Annotated in this window: 17 protein-coding genes and 1 tRNA gene; 14 read left to right on the top strand and 4 right to left on the bottom strand. The window is 38.2% G+C overall.

Annotated elements, in window-relative coordinates; genetic code table 11:
* The first annotated feature begins 1 nt into the window (after window position 1).
* Entirely contained in the window at window positions 2-346 is a 345-nt protein-coding gene (locus FC64_RS00925; protein WP_057906125.1) for a hypothetical protein, read from the top strand.
* 41 nt (window positions 347-387) lie between these two features.
* On the opposite strand, the gene FC64_RS00920 is transcribed toward FC64_RS00925, so the two are convergent.
* Window positions 388-1,116, bottom strand: a complete 729-nt coding sequence (locus tag FC64_RS00920) for a deoxynucleoside kinase (protein WP_057906124.1) — start codon at window positions 1,114-1,116, stop codon at window positions 388-390.
* Between the two features lie 146 nt (window positions 1,117-1,262).
* Here FC64_RS00920 and FC64_RS00915 point away from each other — a divergent pair, with 146 nt between their 5' ends.
* The 5 genes from FC64_RS00915 (at window position 1,263) to FC64_RS00895 (ending at window position 6,836) form a co-directional block, all read left to right on the top strand.
* Complete coding sequence (locus FC64_RS00915) at window positions 1,263-1,523, top strand: DUF2187 domain-containing protein (protein ID WP_064207745.1); 261 nt, start codon at window positions 1,263-1,265, stop codon at window positions 1,521-1,523.
* A gap of 42 nt (window positions 1,524-1,565) precedes the next feature.
* Window positions 1,566-1,636, top strand: a tRNA-Gly gene (locus FC64_RS00910).
* Between the two features lie 216 nt (window positions 1,637-1,852).
* The gene (gene argS / locus FC64_RS00905) at window positions 1,853-3,547 is read left to right on the top strand and encodes an arginine--tRNA ligase (RefSeq protein ID WP_057906123.1); all 1,695 of its coding nucleotides are present in this window, start codon (window positions 1,853-1,855) and stop codon (window positions 3,545-3,547) included.
* 200 nt (window positions 3,548-3,747) lie between these two features.
* Window positions 3,748-5,853, top strand: coding sequence for a PBP1A family penicillin-binding protein (locus FC64_RS00900; RefSeq protein WP_057906122.1), 2,106 nt, complete (start codon window positions 3,748-3,750; stop codon window positions 5,851-5,853).
* 32 nt (window positions 5,854-5,885) lie between these two features.
* A complete protein-coding gene (locus FC64_RS00895; RefSeq protein WP_057906121.1) occupies window positions 5,886-6,836 on the top strand; it encodes a 3'-5' exoribonuclease YhaM family protein in 951 nt (316 codons plus the stop codon).
* Window positions 6,837-6,918: 82 nt separating this feature from the next.
* On the opposite strand, the gene FC64_RS00890 is transcribed toward FC64_RS00895, so the two are convergent.
* From FC64_RS00890 to FC64_RS00880, 3 genes are all read right to left on the bottom strand, one after another.
* Complete coding sequence (locus FC64_RS00890) at window positions 6,919-7,815, bottom strand: peptidylprolyl isomerase PrsA (protein ID WP_057906140.1); 897 nt, start codon at window positions 7,813-7,815, stop codon at window positions 6,919-6,921.
* 121 nt (window positions 7,816-7,936) lie between these two features.
* Window positions 7,937-8,239 carry a hypothetical protein gene (locus FC64_RS00885; RefSeq protein WP_057906120.1) on the bottom strand — a complete coding sequence of 101 codons (303 nt, stop codon included), beginning with the start codon at window positions 8,237-8,239 and terminating at the stop codon, window positions 7,937-7,939.
* Between the two features lie 2 nt (window positions 8,240-8,241).
* The gene (locus tag FC64_RS00880; RefSeq protein ID WP_057906119.1) at window positions 8,242-8,673 is read right to left on the bottom strand and encodes an HIT family protein; all 432 of its coding nucleotides are present in this window, start codon (window positions 8,671-8,673) and stop codon (window positions 8,242-8,244) included.
* Between the two features lie 87 nt (window positions 8,674-8,760).
* On the opposite strand from FC64_RS00880, the gene FC64_RS00875 reads away from it, so the two are divergent.
* From FC64_RS00875 to murC, 8 genes are all read left to right on the top strand, one after another.
* Complete coding sequence (locus FC64_RS00875) at window positions 8,761-9,501, top strand: ABC transporter ATP-binding protein (RefSeq protein WP_057906118.1); 741 nt, start codon at window positions 8,761-8,763, stop codon at window positions 9,499-9,501.
* Window positions 9,494-10,705 carry an ABC transporter permease gene (locus FC64_RS00870; RefSeq protein ID WP_057906117.1) on the top strand — a complete coding sequence of 404 codons (1,212 nt, stop codon included), beginning with the start codon at window positions 9,494-9,496 and terminating at the stop codon, window positions 10,703-10,705. The genes FC64_RS00875 and FC64_RS00870 overlap by 8 nt, the downstream gene beginning before the upstream one ends.
* A gap of 65 nt (window positions 10,706-10,770) precedes the next feature.
* Window positions 10,771-11,577, top strand: a complete 807-nt coding sequence (locus FC64_RS00865) for a phosphotransferase family protein (protein ID WP_057906116.1) — start codon at window positions 10,771-10,773, stop codon at window positions 11,575-11,577.
* A gap of 53 nt (window positions 11,578-11,630) precedes the next feature.
* Window positions 11,631-12,287 (top strand): tRNA (guanosine(46)-N7)-methyltransferase TrmB, encoded by a 657-nt coding sequence (trmB, locus tag FC64_RS00860; protein WP_057906115.1) that lies wholly within the window; start codon window positions 11,631-11,633, stop codon window positions 12,285-12,287.
* Window positions 12,287-12,607 (top strand): thioredoxin family protein, encoded by a 321-nt coding sequence (locus tag FC64_RS00855; RefSeq protein ID WP_057906114.1) that lies wholly within the window; start codon window positions 12,287-12,289, stop codon window positions 12,605-12,607. Before trmB ends, FC64_RS00855 begins: the two co-directional genes overlap by 1 nt.
* 13 nt (window positions 12,608-12,620) lie before the next feature.
* Entirely contained in the window at window positions 12,621-13,265 is a 645-nt protein-coding gene (gene ytpR, locus FC64_RS00850) for a YtpR family tRNA-binding protein (RefSeq protein WP_057906113.1), read from the top strand.
* Between the two features lie 94 nt (window positions 13,266-13,359).
* Window positions 13,360-15,696 (top strand): DNA translocase FtsK, encoded by a 2,337-nt coding sequence (locus tag FC64_RS00845; RefSeq protein ID WP_057906112.1) that lies wholly within the window; start codon window positions 13,360-13,362, stop codon window positions 15,694-15,696.
* 61 nt (window positions 15,697-15,757) lie between these two features.
* Window positions 15,758-17,089 carry a UDP-N-acetylmuramate--L-alanine ligase gene (murC, locus tag FC64_RS00840; RefSeq protein WP_057906111.1) on the top strand — a complete coding sequence of 444 codons (1,332 nt, stop codon included), beginning with the start codon at window positions 15,758-15,760 and terminating at the stop codon, window positions 17,087-17,089.
* The last annotated feature ends 26 nt before the right edge of the window (window positions 17,090-17,115 follow it).

The raw sequence follows: 17,115 nt of genomic DNA, 5'->3' as shown, positions 1-17,115 counted from the left end.
AATGTCGATAAAGGCTGGAAGTATCCTTGTGTGGGTCGTGCTTGCGGTTTTGACGGTGTGGAATATTCGCATCAACATTAAATTAATGAAGATTCGGATGTCAGTTGCGCCACGCGATCCGCGAAATCTATCTGCAACTGAGATGAAGACCGTTAAAGCTTTGAATCATGAAAAACGGAAGTGGGCAATTTTAAGCCAAGTTTTATTTTGGACATCATTGATCTTAGTGATTGCAGCTCAATCAATGGGAATTTTAGTTTATTTCCTTGATTTGTATACTTTAACATGTATTGTTTCAAATAAAATTGATTTGCAAGCAGCTCAAGTTTTAATGAGTAAAAAATAACGATCAGCATTTTGCTGATCGTTTTTTGTTTTGGAACTTGATTATTTCCGCCGTTGGGCTTTTAATTTTTCAGCTTCTTCAGCTGAAAGATGATTAAGCTGAACTAATTGATCTTCAATATCATCAAGAATTTTATTGCGATCATCCATGTTAGCAACAAAGTCGTATTGATCGCCATCAATGATCATAATTGGTGATTTATCATACCATTTTAACCACCGATCATAGTATTGAAGAAGGTTTTGGTAGTATTCCGGTAATGTTGGATCAGATTCAATTTGTTCATAATCCCGACCGCGTTTACGAATCCGTTTTAACATCGTGTCATAGGAAACTTTGATAAAAATCATCAGGTCTTGAGAATTGACCCCGGTTGCGTATTGCAATTCATCCAGCATATTTTGCAGTAATTCTTGATAAGTTGCATATTCAACAGCAGTTGCATTTCCCATATCGGTATTCATTTTCATGAAAAGAGCGTCTTCGTAAATTGAACGGTCAAGAACGTTATTGGCTTCTTTTTTTGCTTCCTTGATCATCCGAAAACGCCGGTTCACGAAGAAAGTTTGGAGTAAGTATGTATACGGATTGGTTGCATTTTGATCGCCGGCTGCCCGTTTTTTAGCGGCAATTTCATTTCCTTTATAAAATAATGGAAGAACCGGGTTATCTTCAACAGGTTCGAAAAAGGCCTGCGAACCAAGTTCTTTTGATAAAATTTCAGTCATTGTTGATTTGCCCGAACCAATAATTCCTGCAAGTGTAATCATTTTGAGTTGCTCCTTTGATTAATAATCTTCATCAATTCTACATGGAAAAAATTAAGAAATCAATTTTGAATAAAACGCTGCTGTTGCATTTCGTGGTAAAATTTGGTAGTCTTGATAAGAAATTCAAGTAAAGGAGCGCGTTTAAAATGGCAAAGAAATTAAAAGTTGGCGATACTGTTTTTTGCGAAAAATTTGGGCCAATGAAGCACCAATTTAAGGGAACAATCAGCAAGATTTACGAAAATTCAGCGCTTGTTCAATTTACTGATTTTGATTCAAAGGATAAAATCGCAGCCGGTGACTTGCATAATCAAGCAATCATCAGTTTAAAGGATCTTTTTGATGAAGATGGTTTTAAAAAGAAACAAGAAAAAGATGCGAAAAAAGCTTCAAAGAGCAAAAAATAATCAATGACATTTAGTGAGTTTTATGCTATACTAAACTCACATGCGGGTGTAGTTTAGTGGTAAAACTCCAGCTTCCCAAGCTGGCGTCGCGAGTTCGATTCTCGTCATCCGCTTTTGAAATATTCAATGATAGAAACTAGTAGGTTTGGAAATATCACAGCGAGTTCGGGATGATGGAAGCCGGATATAGGAACAAACTGAATCGCACTTCTTAGAATAGCAAACTAAATATTTGAGTGGATTACTTTTAATCAATTAGAGTGGTACCGCGGGATAACTCGTCTCTTGCATTTTTTGCAAGAGACTTTTTTATTACAGGAGGTTTTACGATGGATTATAAGAAAATGGTTGCCCAAGCAATCGCAAACGTTGTCGGCGATGATTTAGATTTAAATGAAATCAATGAAAAAATCGAAGTTCCAAAATCAATTCAAATGGGAGACTTTGCTTTTCCAGCCTTTGTTTTAGCTAAGGTAATGCACAAAGCACCTCAAATGATTGCCCAGGATATTGTGGAAAAAATCGACCAAACAGGCTTTGAAAAGGTTGAAGCGGCTGGTCCATATGTCAATTTCTTCTTAGATAAGAAGCAATTTGGCAAGGAAATTGTAAGCGAAGTCCTTGTCAAAAAGGAACACTATGGTGATCAAGATTTAGGTCACAAAGGAAACGTCACGATCGATATGTCATCCCCCAACATTGCCAAACCAATGTCAATGGGACACCTGCGGTCAACCGTAATTGGAAATTCATTAGCAGAAATCTTAAAGAAGACGAATTATAACCCAATCAAAATCAACCATTTAGGTGACTGGGGAACACAATTTGGAAAGTTGATCGAAGCCTACAAGCTTTGGGGAAATGAAGAAGACGTTAAGAAGGATCCAATCAATACGTTATTGAAGTACTATGTTCGTTTCCACAAAGAAGACCAAGAACATCCAGAACTTGATGATGAAGCACGAGCATGGTTCAAGAAACTTGAAGATGGTGACCCAGAAGCAACGCGCCTTTGGAAATGGTTCCGTGAAGAGTCACTAAGCTTCTTCATGAAGATTTACAAGCGGTTAGGAATTACCTTTGATTCATATAACGGAGAAGCATTTTACAATGACAAGATGCAACCGGTTATTGATGAATTGAAAGAAAAGGGATTGCTTGAAGAAAGCCAAGGGGCAATGATCGTTGACCTTTCGAAGTATGATTTGAATCCGGCATTGATTCAAAAGTCAGATGGTACAAGTTTATATATTACCCGGGATTTAGCAGCTGCAATCTACCGGAAAAAGACATATAATTTTGTTCAATCACTGTATGTCATGGGAAATGAACAATCAAATCACTTCCACCAATTGGTTGCTGTTTTAAAAGAAATGGGCGATGATTGGGCTGACGATATGCACCATATTGCATTCGGGTTGATAACTTCTGGTGGTAAGAAATTATCAACCCGGCGCGGTAACATTATCTTACTTGAAGAAGTCCTTGATGATGCAGTTAAACTTGCTCAAGAACAAATTGAAGAAAAGAACCCCACCCTTGAAAATAAGAATGAAGTTGCGGATGCAGTTGGGGTCGGGGCGGTTGTCTTCCACGACTTGAAGAATGAACGGTTGAATCAATTCGACTTTGATTTGCAAGAAGTTGTCCGGTTCGAAGGTGAAACTGGACCATACGTTCAGTATTCACATGCCCGGGCAATGAGTATTTTACGGAAGGCCGGTGTTGATGAGAATACTGATCTTCACGTTGAAGGATTAAATGATCCAGATGCATGGGAAACAGTGCGGATGCTTGGTGATTTCCCATCAATGGTAAAGCGGGCAGTTGAAGAATATGAACCGTCAGTAATTGCCAAATATGCAATTCGCTTGGCAAAGGCGTTTAATAAGTATTATGCTCATACTAAAATTTTGGTTGATGACGACCAAAAGAATGAACGGCTTGCGCTTGTTCAAAGTGTTGCAATCGTTTTGAAAGAATCGTTGCGTTTATTAGGCGTTAAGGCTCCAGATGAAATGTAATTTTAAAGGAGAAGGTGTGTGCTAAAATTGCCACACCTTCTTTTTTATTAATTGGCTTTCTTTTAACGAGTTCGGTAAAATAAGGTTATCTGCCTAAAAAGGTAGAATTCAAAAATTAATAATTTCACCACATTCAGAGGGTATAATAATGGACAGAATTACTTTTGAAATGTGGATCAATTGATTAGAGGATTTATTAAATGAAAGATTCTGAATTTAAAGAGTGGATACGCGATAAATGGAGCCACTTTAGAATATGGTTTAAGTTGAAGTGGCATCGTTATCAAATTTGGAAATGGTTGCTGATTGCGTTTCTTTCTATTTTCCTGATGGTCAGTGTTCGGTTAGTTTTTATTGCGAAAACTGCTCATGTGAGTGATTTGAAGGCTCGGCTTGAACAAACAACCGAGATTTATGATGCGTCGGGAAAGAAAGCCGGTTCGCTTTATTCGCAAAAGGGAACATGGGTCCCATTGTCTAAAATTTCGCAAAACATGCCGAATGCGGTACTTTCAACCGAAGACCGGAATTTTTACCATGAATATGGTTTCTCGGTCAAAGGAATTGCTCGGTCGGTCGTGTTACTGATTCGTAATCGGTTAATGGGTGAAAATACGATTAGCAGCGGAGGAAGTACAATTACCCAGCAGTTGGTTAAAAATGCGTTTTTATCGCAACAGCAAACTTTCTCGCGAAAAATAAAGGAAATTTTCATTGCGATGCAGGTTGAAAATACATACAGTAAAAATGAAATTCTAACGATGTATTTAAATAATGCATATTTTGGAAATGGAGTTTGGGGAGTTGAAGACGCAGCAGAGCGTTACTTTGGCGTCCATGCTTCCCAATTGACGGTTCCGGAAGCGGCAACCTTGGCTGGAATGTTAACCAATCCTAATGGTTTTAATCCAGCTGATCACCCTAAAGCTTCGCGGAATCGGCGAAATTTAGTATTACAATTTATGTACGAAAATAAGAAACTGACAAAGGGTGAAATGAAACAGTATCAGGCTGTACCGATGGTTGTACATGATAATTATACTTATCATTCGGGTTATAATTATCCATATTATTTTGATGCAGTAATTAGTGAGGCGATTAATCGTTACGGTTTAACTGAAAAGGATATTATGAATGGTGGTTACAAAATCTATACATCATTGAGTCAAAGGCAGCAAAAGGTAATGCAGAATGCATTTGAAAATCAAGCTTTGTTTCCACCAGCTCAAGCTGATGGAACGGAAGCTCAAGCCGCTTCGGTTGCAATTGATCCGGATAATGGTGGAGTAACTGCATTAGTCGGCGGTCGACCAGGAACGCACGTTTTCCGTGGATATAACCGAGCAACGCAATTAGTCCGTTCACCAGGATCAACGATTAAACCGCTTGCGGTTTATACTCCGGCATTGGAAAATGGCTGGCATTACGATTCAATGGTTGAAGATAAGCTTCAATCATATGGCTCAAACCACTATACTCCGCAAAACTGGAATGAGCAGTATGCAGGTAAGATTCCAATGTATGAAGCGTTAGCGTTAAGTAAGAATACATCGGCTGTTTGGTTGTTAAATAAGATTGGGGTTCAAAAGGGCTACAATTCTGTTGAAAAGTTTGGTATCAAACTTACAAAGGCAGATGATAATTTGAGTTTAGCTCTTGGCGGTCTGGAAAAGGGAGTTTCACCTTACCAAATGGCAAGTGCTTACACTGCATTTGCCGATAATGGGGTTCGTTATGAACCGCATTTGATTACTAAGATTGAAGATGCTTCGGGAAAGGTGATTGTTGATAACACTCATATTAAGCACAAGCGAGTCATGTCAAAGAAAATCGCAAAAGAAATGACGAGTATGATGATCGACGTTTATAAAGACGGAACGGGTGTTAGTGCTGCTCCAACTGGTTATACGATTGCTGGTAAGACTGGCTCAACTCAAAGTACAGATGATATTAATCAAAATGGAACGGCTGAGGACGATCACTGGTTTATTGGCTACACACCGGATGTTGTGGTTGCAACCTGGATGGGATATGATTCAACTAAGTATAATTTAGGTGAATATGGAGCAAACGAAGGTGCGGGATTGTTTAAGAATGAAATGCAAGGAATCATTCCAACAACAAACGAAACATCATTTGGTGTTCAGGCGGCTTCAACTCTTGCAAATGAATCAAGTAATCCGGGTTCAAATTCCAGCGGATTATGGGATAATATTAAGGAAAATGGTCAAAACATTGGTAACACGATCAAGCAAAAGGCTAGTCAGTGGAAACAGCAAATTGAAAACTTTATTAATAATCATTGATTTTTAAATTGAATTTTAAAGAGGCGAGACAGATGGCAAAAGAGATTTTTGATTATAAAATTGATGAAAATATGGATTTGTTTGCGTTGATTAAAACTGCAGATGTCCGTATTGCCAAAAATGGTTCAAAGTTTATTTCATTTATTTTTTGTGACCATTCCGGCGAGATCATGGCAAAATTTTGGGATGCATCAGATGAAGATATTGAGAATTTTCAAGAGGGCCGCGTTGTTCACATTACCGGTAAGCGAGAAAATTATCAAAATAATCCTCAAATTAAGATTTTTAATCTTCATCTTCCGCATGACGGTGAACCGAATGATCCGCTAGACTTTGTACCACGAGCTCCAGAAGATACTTCTTCGATGGAAAAAGATTTCAATGCTTTTTTCCTGGAAATCAAGAATCAAACATGGAGTAAAATCGTTCACTATTTGATTAAAAAATATCATGATCGTTTTTTCACATTTCCGGCTGCTAAGAAGAATCATCATGCCTTTGCTGGCGGATTAGCATATCATACATTATCAATCTTACGATTAGCTAAAGCAGTTACTGAAGAATATGACTTTGTTGACCGTTCATTACTATATGCCGGAGCAATACTGCATGATTTGGGAAAAGTAATTGAACTTTCGGGTCCCATTGCGACCCGTTATACTTTAGAAGGTAATTTAGTCGGACATATTGTTTTAATCGATGAACAAATTGTCGAAGCTTGTCAAAAGCTTGATATTGATCAGCAAAGTCAAGATGTGATTTTACTTCGGCATATGATTTTAGCTCATCATGGATTAATGGAATATGGATCACCGGTACAACCACACTTAATGGAGGCTGAAATTTTACATCACTTAGATGATCTTGATGCCTCAATTCAAATGATGAAAGGGGCTCTTGATCACACTGAGGAGGGTGAATTTTCGGAACGAATTTTTGGCTTGGATGGTCGAAACTTTTATAAACCGGAAGATAAGAAATAATAAAAAATCCCAGCATTAAATTGCTGGGATTTTTTATTAATCAAAAGCACCCACAACAAAGTTGCAAGTGCTTTTAAGGGCTTTAATTATTATTAGTTTGGTTTGTACCAGAACCGGTGTAATTTGATAAGATGTTTTGGAGATCTTTATCTTTGATTGAAACGTCACCGTTCTTTAATACTTTAGAAACGACTTTTTGTAATGTAGCCTGATTATTCATTTCTTCGTTAATAATTTGATCCTTCAATTGCTTGATATGGTCTTTCATTTGACCTTTACCAGGATTCTTAATACAGTAAATAACTTGATATCCGTAGGCAGTCTTAACCGGTGATTCCGTAAATTGTCCAGTTTTTAATTTAAATGCTGCTTGTTTGAACGAACTATCTAATTGAGTATCGGTACCATCAAATGAAGGAAGTTTGCCGCCTTTGTTCTTGGTAGATGTATCTTCTGAATATTTCTTAGCTAATTGTTTAAAGTTATCATAACTACCGTTTTGTTTAAGCTGGTTAATGATATCTTGAGCATCAGATTCTTTTTGAACTAAAATGTGAGCTACCGTAATCTTTGGTTCAAAATCTTTCCATTGTTGTTTTAGCATTTTGTTGGTAATTTTTGTATTAGCAATCACAGCCTGCTTTAACAATAAATTATCGCGAATCTGCTCTTTCAAAGTTGATGGTGTCAAACTGTTTTGTTGTAAAGCAGCCGAAAACTGAGAACCATATTGACTCTTTAAAGCATTATATTGTTTGTTAACATCATCCTTTGAAACTTTGCTGCCATAGTCTTTCTCAAGTACTTTGTCTAAAATCATTTGTTGAAGGACTTGTTTCCCATTTTGAGTTTCCTTCATCTTGTTGTAATATTCACTTTCAGTGATCTTACCACCTGAAGTTGTAGCAACAGTCTTTGAACATGCAGCTAAACTGAATGCCATCAAAACCCCTAAAGCTGCGACAAGCAGTTTTTTCATTTTCTTCATAAGAAATAAACACATCCATTTCTATTTTTTTAATAACATTTCTAACTATACCATAAAAGAAATAAATCGGAATAGAATTCAGTAAATTTTCATATATTATTCTGTTTTTAATCTACTTATCTTTAAGTTTATTTTTAATATTTTCGACTAATGGTTGAATATCAGTTGAATACTTAGTGATATCGTCTTCGAAACTTTGAATAACGTCTTTAGAATTATTCAAGGTTTGTTTGGCTTCCGAAATTTTTTGCTTAACAATTTCAGCTTTATCAATAACGTTATCAACTGATCCATTGATTCGATCCACATCGATTGAGTGTTGGATCAATACGTCCAAAATTTGATCTTTTTTCCAATATGCAATTCCGGCTAAAGCTCCTGAAATTAAAAGAAAACGCAAAAGAAATTTTTTCATAATTACTTCTCCAATTTAGTCCGAATTCGGGCAGCGATTTTTTCCAATTGATCAGCGTTGTAGTTGGCAGTATTATCAGCAAAGTTCATTGAGAAGCCTTCATCTGCAGAATACCGTGGAATAAAGTGAATATGTGAATGAAAGACTGACTGATATGCAACTTCACCGTTGTTATTAACAATGTTTAACCCTTGAATTGCAGGATCAAAGTTGCGAATGGCCCGCGCAATCATTGGAATTTTCGTCAAAACTTTTTGAGCAAGTTCATCATCATATTCAAAGATATCTTGAACATGCTTTTTAGGAACCAAAAGAGTATGTCCGGGCGTTGTTTGTGAAATATCAAGAAAAGCCTTCACATCTTCATCTTCATAAACCGTGGTGCTTGGAATTTCACCGTTGATGATTTTACAAAAAACACAATTGTCAGCCATAATAATCCTTCTTTCATTTATCGTTCACAATCAAGTATACATGATATAATTTTTACTAACAATGGATAGTAGAAGGGAACGAAGAATATGACATTAAAAGTGAGTCATTTAGTTGGGGGATATTCTCAAATTCCAGTCCTTAAAGATGTTTCATTTGAAGTTCAACCAGGTGAATTAGTTGGCCTAATCGGATTGAACGGGGCCGGAAAGTCAACGACGATCAAACACATTATTGGCCTGCTTGAACCGCAAAAGGGCGAAATTACCATTGATGGAGTTACGTTATTTGACGACCCTAAAAAATACAAAACAAAGTTGGCTTATATTCCGGAAACGCCAGTTTTGTATGATGAATTGACCTTGAAGGAACACCTTGAATTGACAATGATGGCTTATAATCTTGACCATGATGAAGCATGGAAGAAGGCTAATCGCTTGTTGAAAATGTTCCGATTGGATAAAAAACTTGATTGGTTCCCAGCAAACTTTTCAAAAGGAATGCGGCAAAAGGTAATGATCACGTGTGCTTTTATTACCAATGCGGAAATCTTTATTATTGATGAACCATTTTATGGCCTTGACCCGCTTGCAATTCGAGATTTAACAGGATTGATTGATGAAGTTAAGGTACAGGGAGCAGCTGTTTTAATGTCAACGCACGTGCTTGAAACTGCGCAAAAAATTTGTGACCGGTTTGTAATGCTTAATCATGGTCAAGTTGAAGCTCAGGGTGATTTGAGCGATCTTCAAGATCAAATGAATAAACAAGATGCTGATCTATCAGATATTTATTTAGAAATGACGCAGGGGGACTCGGCTCATGAATAAAATTTGGAATCAACGTCTCGGTCAATATCAGCAAAAATTATTGAAATACTTGCGTTATGTTTTTAACGACCATTTTGTAATTGCGCTTTTTTTTGTTTTTGGAGCTGTTTGCTACGGCTACTTTAATTTTATTGATCACTATGTTCATCCGCTAACGTTTTTTGACCGACTAGTAGCAATCGTTGCGTTAATGATCATTTTACAGATTGGAAAGCTTGTAACGCTTCTTCAAAAGCCGGATATCGTTTTCTTACTGCCAAATGATTACCGCATTAATGATTATTTGATTAAAGCACGCCATCATAGCATGATAATGACCGCGTTAATTCAAATCAGTTGCGGGTTGATTACCGTGCCATTTTTAGTTCGCATTCTTCACTTTAAATGGTTTGATTGGGTAATTTTGATTGTAAGCCAGGTTCTTTTGAAATGGATGCAGCTTCTTTTTGAGGAGAATGTTCTGTTTGATCAAAAGTGGAATTCAGGACAAATGCAGCTTTTGAAACAAGGAATTTCATTAATTGGAATCGCCATTGGAATCTTAGTTAGCCCATGGATGACTCTAATCATTGCAGTGGTTAGCTGGGGCGGTATGCTTCAATTACGTAAAAAAGCGAACTACCATGTCTTTAAATGGAAAGACGCAATTGCCGCTGAGGATAAACGGGTCATGCGGATTTATAAATTTTTCAGTTTGTTTACGGATGTTCCGGAAGTGCATCAGAAAATCAAACGCCGTCGTTACCTGGATCGATTATTGCCGCGGTTTCAACAAGATTCGCGCCAAACATATAAATATTTATACTGGCGTGGATTTTGGCGCAATTCAGAATATAGCGGATTATTTATGCGGTTAACGATCATTGGTGTTTTGTTGATGCTATTTATCAATTTAAAATGGGTAAGTCTTTTGATTGGATTACTTTTTGTATACTTAACTAGCTTCCAATTGATTCCACTTGCAAACCAATTTTACGATATTGTCTTTACCCATCTTTATCCAGTAAAGCCAAGTCAGCAACTTGCAAGTTTTCGAAAGGTCCTTGGCGTGTTAACGGCTGCTCAAGTTGTGATTTTTACCGTAGCACTGTTAATTGCAACGCACTCATTGGTTGTAGCGGTTATTTTGGTAATTGGGGCAGTTGGAATTGAACTTTTGCTTGTCTATTTCAGTCTTAATAAAAGATTTAATAAAGGTGCTTGACATTATTTGCAGGTATTTTGTAGACTTTAATTAGTTATCGATATGTGTAGGAGGAGAGTGACAAAATGGAATCCAATCAAAAGTCTGGTTGGCGCATTCTCCCAGTTAACGGTGACACCGGAATGGCTTATATGGGTGTCAATAATGATAAACGCTTATTTTTAAAACGAAATACATCACCATTCTTGGCGGCTCTTTCGATTGAAGAAATTACGCCGCGATTGGTGTGGACGAAGCGAATGACGTCAGGGGATACCTTGACCGCTCAGGAATGGTTGAATGGGCGAAACCTTAAGCGGGAAGAAATGCGTGAAAAACGCGTTTCTGATTTACTGTGGCGGGTTCATCATTCTTCATTATTAAAGAAGATGTGGAAACAGGTCGGAGGATGCACCCTGACGCCTGCTGATCTGATTGATAAGTGTTATCTTGAACTAGCACCGGACTTACGGAATCATCCTTTGATCTCGAAAGTTTTAAAAGCATTGAAAGGTAATCAACCGCAATTGGGACGCTCGAATTACGAAGTATGTCATGGCGATTTAAATCATAAAAACTGGCTCTTATCTGACGAGGATAAGCTTTATCTCGTTGATTGGGATTCAGCCAAATTAGCTGACCCAACGTTGGATTTAAGCATGTTAATGTGCCAGTATGTCCCACGCACAGAGTGGAATCAATGGTTAACTCAATATTTCGGTCATCAACCAAGTGACGAAACGCAAATGCGAATTGTTTGGTATGCAATGGAAAATATGGTTGAAATGATTGAGGATCATCACCGGCGTGGTCGTTTCCATGAAATGAACCAAGACATCGTTAAGTTAGCAGCAATTGTAAATGAACAAGATTATTACAAAATTAATAAATAATTGAGAGGCTGGGCGGTGGCACAGCCTCCTGATTTTTTAGAGAGGAAATTTGAATGAGACTTCGAAATCGTCCGTGGGCGAAACCTTTAATTGAAGAAAATCCGCAGTATGTGGTTACTGAACCGCAACAGTTTAAGGGAAAATGGCAAACGCGTTTTGAAAAACCAGCACCACTTTTTGTGGAAGTCGGAATGGGGAAAGGACAGTTTATTGTTGAAATGGCTGCTCGTCATCCCGAAAACAATTACATTGGAATGGAATTACAGACCGTTGCAACCGGAATGGCATTGAAGAAGCAATTAGAACGTAAATTGACGAATTTACAGCTTGTCCGGGCAGACGGTTCCGGATTGACTGAATACTTTGAGGAAGATGAAGTTGACGGAATCTACCTTAATTTTTCTGATCCATGGCCGAAAAAGCGCCAAGCCAAACGTCGGCTAACGTACCCGACATTTTTAAAACAATATCAGATCGTGATGAAAAACAGTGGGAATATCGAGTTTAAGACCGATAACCGTGGCTTGTTTGAATATTCACTAACATCAATGAATAATTTTGGAATGCGGTTTGATCAGGTTTGGCTTGATCTTCATCAAAGCGAAGACCTTGAAGACAACGTGATGACTGAATATGAAGAAAAGTTCAGCAAAAAAGGTCCAATTTATAAGTTAAAGGCCCATTTTCAACGGGAAGAGGAGAATAAGTAATGGAAAAACTACCGAAGCTGACGATGGATGAACTCAATCAAAAGATTTCGTCTGGAAATTATGTTTTGTTTTTCACGGCAACATGGTGCGGCGATTGTCGTTTTATTAAACCGTTTATGCCAGAAATCGAAGCCGATTTTCCTGAATATACATTTTTGAAAATTGATCGCGATGAAAATCTTGATCTTTGTCAAGCGCTTGATGTAATGGGAATTCCAAGCTTCATTGTGTACCGAAATGGCAAAGAAGCAGGCCGATTTGTAAGCAAAGATCGGAAAACGAAAGAAGAAGTCGAAAACTTTTTGAAAAATATTAAATAGGGGTGTGTTTGCGATGTTAATTTCAAGTTATAATCCAAAACATTTAGGTGACGTTTTGATTACGATGATCAAACCAGATGTTGCTAAGCAATCTTTTGAAAAGAAGGAAAATGTGGTTCGAATTTTTAATCAAGAAACGAACGAAACGATTGGCTATAATTTTTTTGATGTATCAGAAACGTTGATCGGATTAAATGGTCAAGGGCAAGTTTTATTAACTGCTGATCAAGTTAAATTATTAAACGAATTATTAACTAAGGTCGGTTTTGATGACCTTTTAGAAGAAGATTCAACACCGAAGTTTGTTGTTGGATACGTTGAAGAAATGGAAGCTCATCCAGATTCTGATCACTTGCATGTAACGAAGACCCGCGTTGATAATGATCAAGTTTTGCAGATCGTTTGCGGAGCACCTAACATTGAACAAGACCAAACCGTTGTGGTTGCCAAGGAAGGTGCAATGATGCCAACGGGTGCAATAATTTGGAATGGTAAGTTGCGGGGAGTTGAAAGTGACGGAATGATTTGTTCAGCCCGTGAATTAGGCTTACCAAATGCACCGCAAAAGCGCGGAATTTTAGTTTTGCCAGCTGATGAATATCATGTTGGTGATGAATTCGACTTTGATAAGGCAGCAACATTATTTACTAAAAATTAAGCGCAAAATTCGCGTGATCTATGATAAAATGGGCTAGGTAACCTTTAGACGTAATTGGGTTCTGGCCCAATTTTTTTAGTTAGGATGACAAAGTATGGAACATTATGATGGACCGGCTTTTTTTCGGCGTCAGCCAGTTGAAAAGCCGCGTAAAAAAGTAAATAACCACCCAGCTGAAGGATTACGCCAAATGGAAGATAGCCATCGGGAATTTCATCCTAGCTATATTCCACCTTCAGTTTTAACGCTGGGTTCAAAAAATTTAAAAGAGAAGTACCGTCAATTAGTAACGGAAATTACGAAAGCAGCCGAAGATTATCTGTTGTTCGATGATGCAGTTAATTCAACTGATGTTGTTGATTTGCTTCACTTTACATCTGAACCAACGATTGCTAATGAACCGCCAAAAGAAGAACGGGTTTCATCTCAAGCAAATTCAAAGCCTATTGAATCGAATTTCGCAGAAAGTACCCTTGAAAAGGGCGAAAATGAAGTCGTTGAATATCAATCAGAGTCAGCACCTTCGTTAAACGATGAATCTAAAACTTCGAATTCAAGTGAAAATATTCAAGTTACGAGTCATCAAGCAGATGAGGCCGAATTTGAACAGAGCAAAACAGAGAGTGGCGAAGTTTCAGCAGCTGAAGCTGAAAGCGAACCAAACGAATCAGATGATGGCTCTGAAAATGATACTGATAATTTGGTACCTGAAACAGATTCTCCAGTGGATGACTCAATGAAAACAGCGACTGTGACTGAAGAACCGGAACAGAACCAAGCTGATTCAGAAGATAGCAATCCTTCATCGGCAGTTGTTTCGAATGAAGAATCATTACCTTCTCAATCAGAAGTTCAAGTTAAGGATGAAGATTTATCAGGTCATGCGTTGAGCAAATCACTTGGCGACATTATGAATGAAGAAAACAATGCACAACGGAATTTAAAGATTTTTGATTCACCGAAGTCGGAATCAGTTTCAGCAACTGAAGATCATATTGATGATCATGGTCGCGGCTATCAATTACCGCCATTATCTCTTCTTCCAGAACCAGTAGGGGAGGATAGTGAACAAACTGAAGAATGGGCTTTGAATCAAGCTGATATTTTAAATGAAACGTTTAAGGCCTTTAATGTCGATGCGCAGGTTAAAGATTGGACAGTAGGTCCAACCGTTACTCAATTTGAAGTTACGCTGGCCCTTGGAGTAAAAGTAAGCAAAATTACGAATCTAGCTGATGACCTTAAACTGGCGCTGGCTGCCAAGGACATTCGAATTGAAGCGCCAATTGCCGGTAAGAGTAGTGTCGGAATCGAAATTCCGAATAAATTCTCACGACCGGTCATGCTTTCAGAAGTCTTGAATTCACCGCAGTTTAAGAATGCGCGGTCACCGTTGACAGTTGCGTTGGGTGTCGATTTGTTTGGGATTCCGCAGGTGACGAATATTCACGATATGCCGCATGGGCTGATTGCGGGGGCAACCGGATCAGGGAAATCAGTCTTTATTAATAGTTTGCTGATTTCACTTTTGTATAAGGCAACTCCTGAACAGGTCAAACTGCTTTTGATCGATCCAAAGACGGTCGAATTAGCACCATATTCAGAATTACCGCACTTGCTTGCTCCGGTAATTTCAGATCCGCAAGCAGCAACGGCATCATTGAAGTGGGCCGTTGAAGAAATGAATAATCGATATGAGAAGCTAGCAGCTGCTGGTGTTCGTGATATTGATAGTTTTAATGTGAAAGTTGAAGAAACTGGCGAATACGGCCTTCACATGCCATATATTGTGATTATCATTGATGAATTAGCAGATTTGATGATGACCGCTTCGGCAGAAATTGCTGATTATATTGGCCAAATTACAGCCAAAGCGCGGGCATGCGGGATTCATTTGTTGGTTGCTACTCAACGACCAAGTGTTGATGTGATTACCGGAACAATGAAGAACAACATTCCAACACGGATCGCGTTTATGGTTTCAAGCCAAGTTGACTCGCGAACAATTATTGATTCTGCCGGAGCTGAAAAACTTCTTGGTCGTGGTGATATGCTTTATCTTGGAAACGGGAAGAGTCAACCAATTCGGCTTCAAGGAACATACATCAACGATGACAAAATTGATGAGATCGTTGATTTTGTTAAGAAGCAGGGCAAACCACACTATGCATTTGATCCGGATAACTTGAAGAAAAAAGAGTTGAATCACGAAAATGAGGATGAGTTGCTTCCACGCGTTCTCGAATACATCGTTAACGAAGAAACAACGTCAACTTCAAAGCTTCAACGGGTATTTTCAATTGGTTATAACCGCGCTGCGCGGATCATTGAAGAGTTAGAAAAAAAGCAATATATTTCACCAGCGCATGGTTCAAAACCGCGGAAAGTCTTTTTAACTGAAGAAGAATTAGACAAAATGCAAAGTGAATAAATAATTTTAACTGAATATATGATAGACTATGAATAAGATATGATAAGAGAGGTTTTTTCTAATGGACATGGATGCAACATACTTTTTTGTGGGAATTAAAGGAACTGGAATGAGTTCGCTTGCATTGATTTTGCATGACAAGGGATGCAAAGTGATGGGTTCAGACATTGATAAGTATACTTTTACCCAACGCGGGCTTGAACAGGCAGAAATCAAAATTTTGCCGTTCAATGCTGATAATATTAAACCAGGAATGATTATTGTTGCTGGAAACGCGTTTAATGATGATCAAGAAGAAATTGCCCGGGCTAAAGAAATGGGCTTAAAAGTAATGCGTTACCCCGAAGTTGTCGAAATGATCATTGAAGAAACAACAAGTATCGGTGTTGCCGGAGCTCATGGAAAGACAAGCACAACCGGACTTCTTGCCCATGTAATGAGCGGAGTTTCCCCAACAAGTTACTTAGTTGGGGATGGTTCTGGAAAGGGAACTCCGGATGCGCGCTTCTTTGTTTTTGAAGCTGACGAATACCGGCGGCACTTTGTCGCATACCACCCAGACTATACAATCATGACAAACATTGACTTTGATCATCCAGACTACTTTACGGGAATCGATGATGTGTGTGATGCTTTTGAAACCCTTGCCCGACAAACTAAGAAGGGAATTTTTGCGTGGGGCGAAGACAAGAACTTGCGTAAATTAAATGCTAATGTTCCAATTTATTACTATGGGACAGAGGATGACGATGATTTCGTTGCTAAAAACATTAAACGGACAACGACTGGTTCAAGTTTTGATGTTTACTTCCACGATCAATTCTTAGGCAACTTTGAAACGCACCTGTTCGGTGAACACAATGTTTTGAATACGTTGGCAGTAATTGCGGTCAGCTACTTTGAAAAGATCGATCTTGGCAAAGTCAAACAAGAATTATTGACCTTTAAAGGGGTTAAACGGCGGTTTACTGAAAAGACGGTTGCTGATATGGTCATCATTGATGATTATGCTCACCATCCACATGAAATTCGCGCAACATTGGATGCAGCGCGGCAACAATATCCAAACAAAAAATTGATTGCTGTTTTCCAACCGCATACTTTCACGAGAACGATCGCATTGATGGATGACTTTGCTAAGAGCTTGAACATCGCTGATCAAGTATACCTAACTGATATTTTCGGCTCGATTCGCGAAAATAGCGGAAATGTTTCATCAGCTGATCTTGGAAAGAAGATCACCAAGGGTGGCGAAGTTTTGAAACTCGATAATATGTCACCGCTTTTGGACTATCATGATGCTGTTGTCATTTTCATGGGAGCCGGCGATATCCAAAAGTATGAACGCGTTTATGAACAATTACTCAGTGAATTGAGTTTAAATAAAAATTAAAGTTAAGAAAGGCTTTTTCTAATAGA

Source organism: Ligilactobacillus araffinosus DSM 20653, assembly GCF_001435375.1.
In the GTDB taxonomy this organism is placed as follows: Bacteria; Bacillota; Bacilli; order Lactobacillales; family Lactobacillaceae; genus Ligilactobacillus; species Ligilactobacillus araffinosus.
Note: the sequence above shows the minus strand (reverse complement) of the source record. Positions and strands in the feature narration are given on the sequence as shown.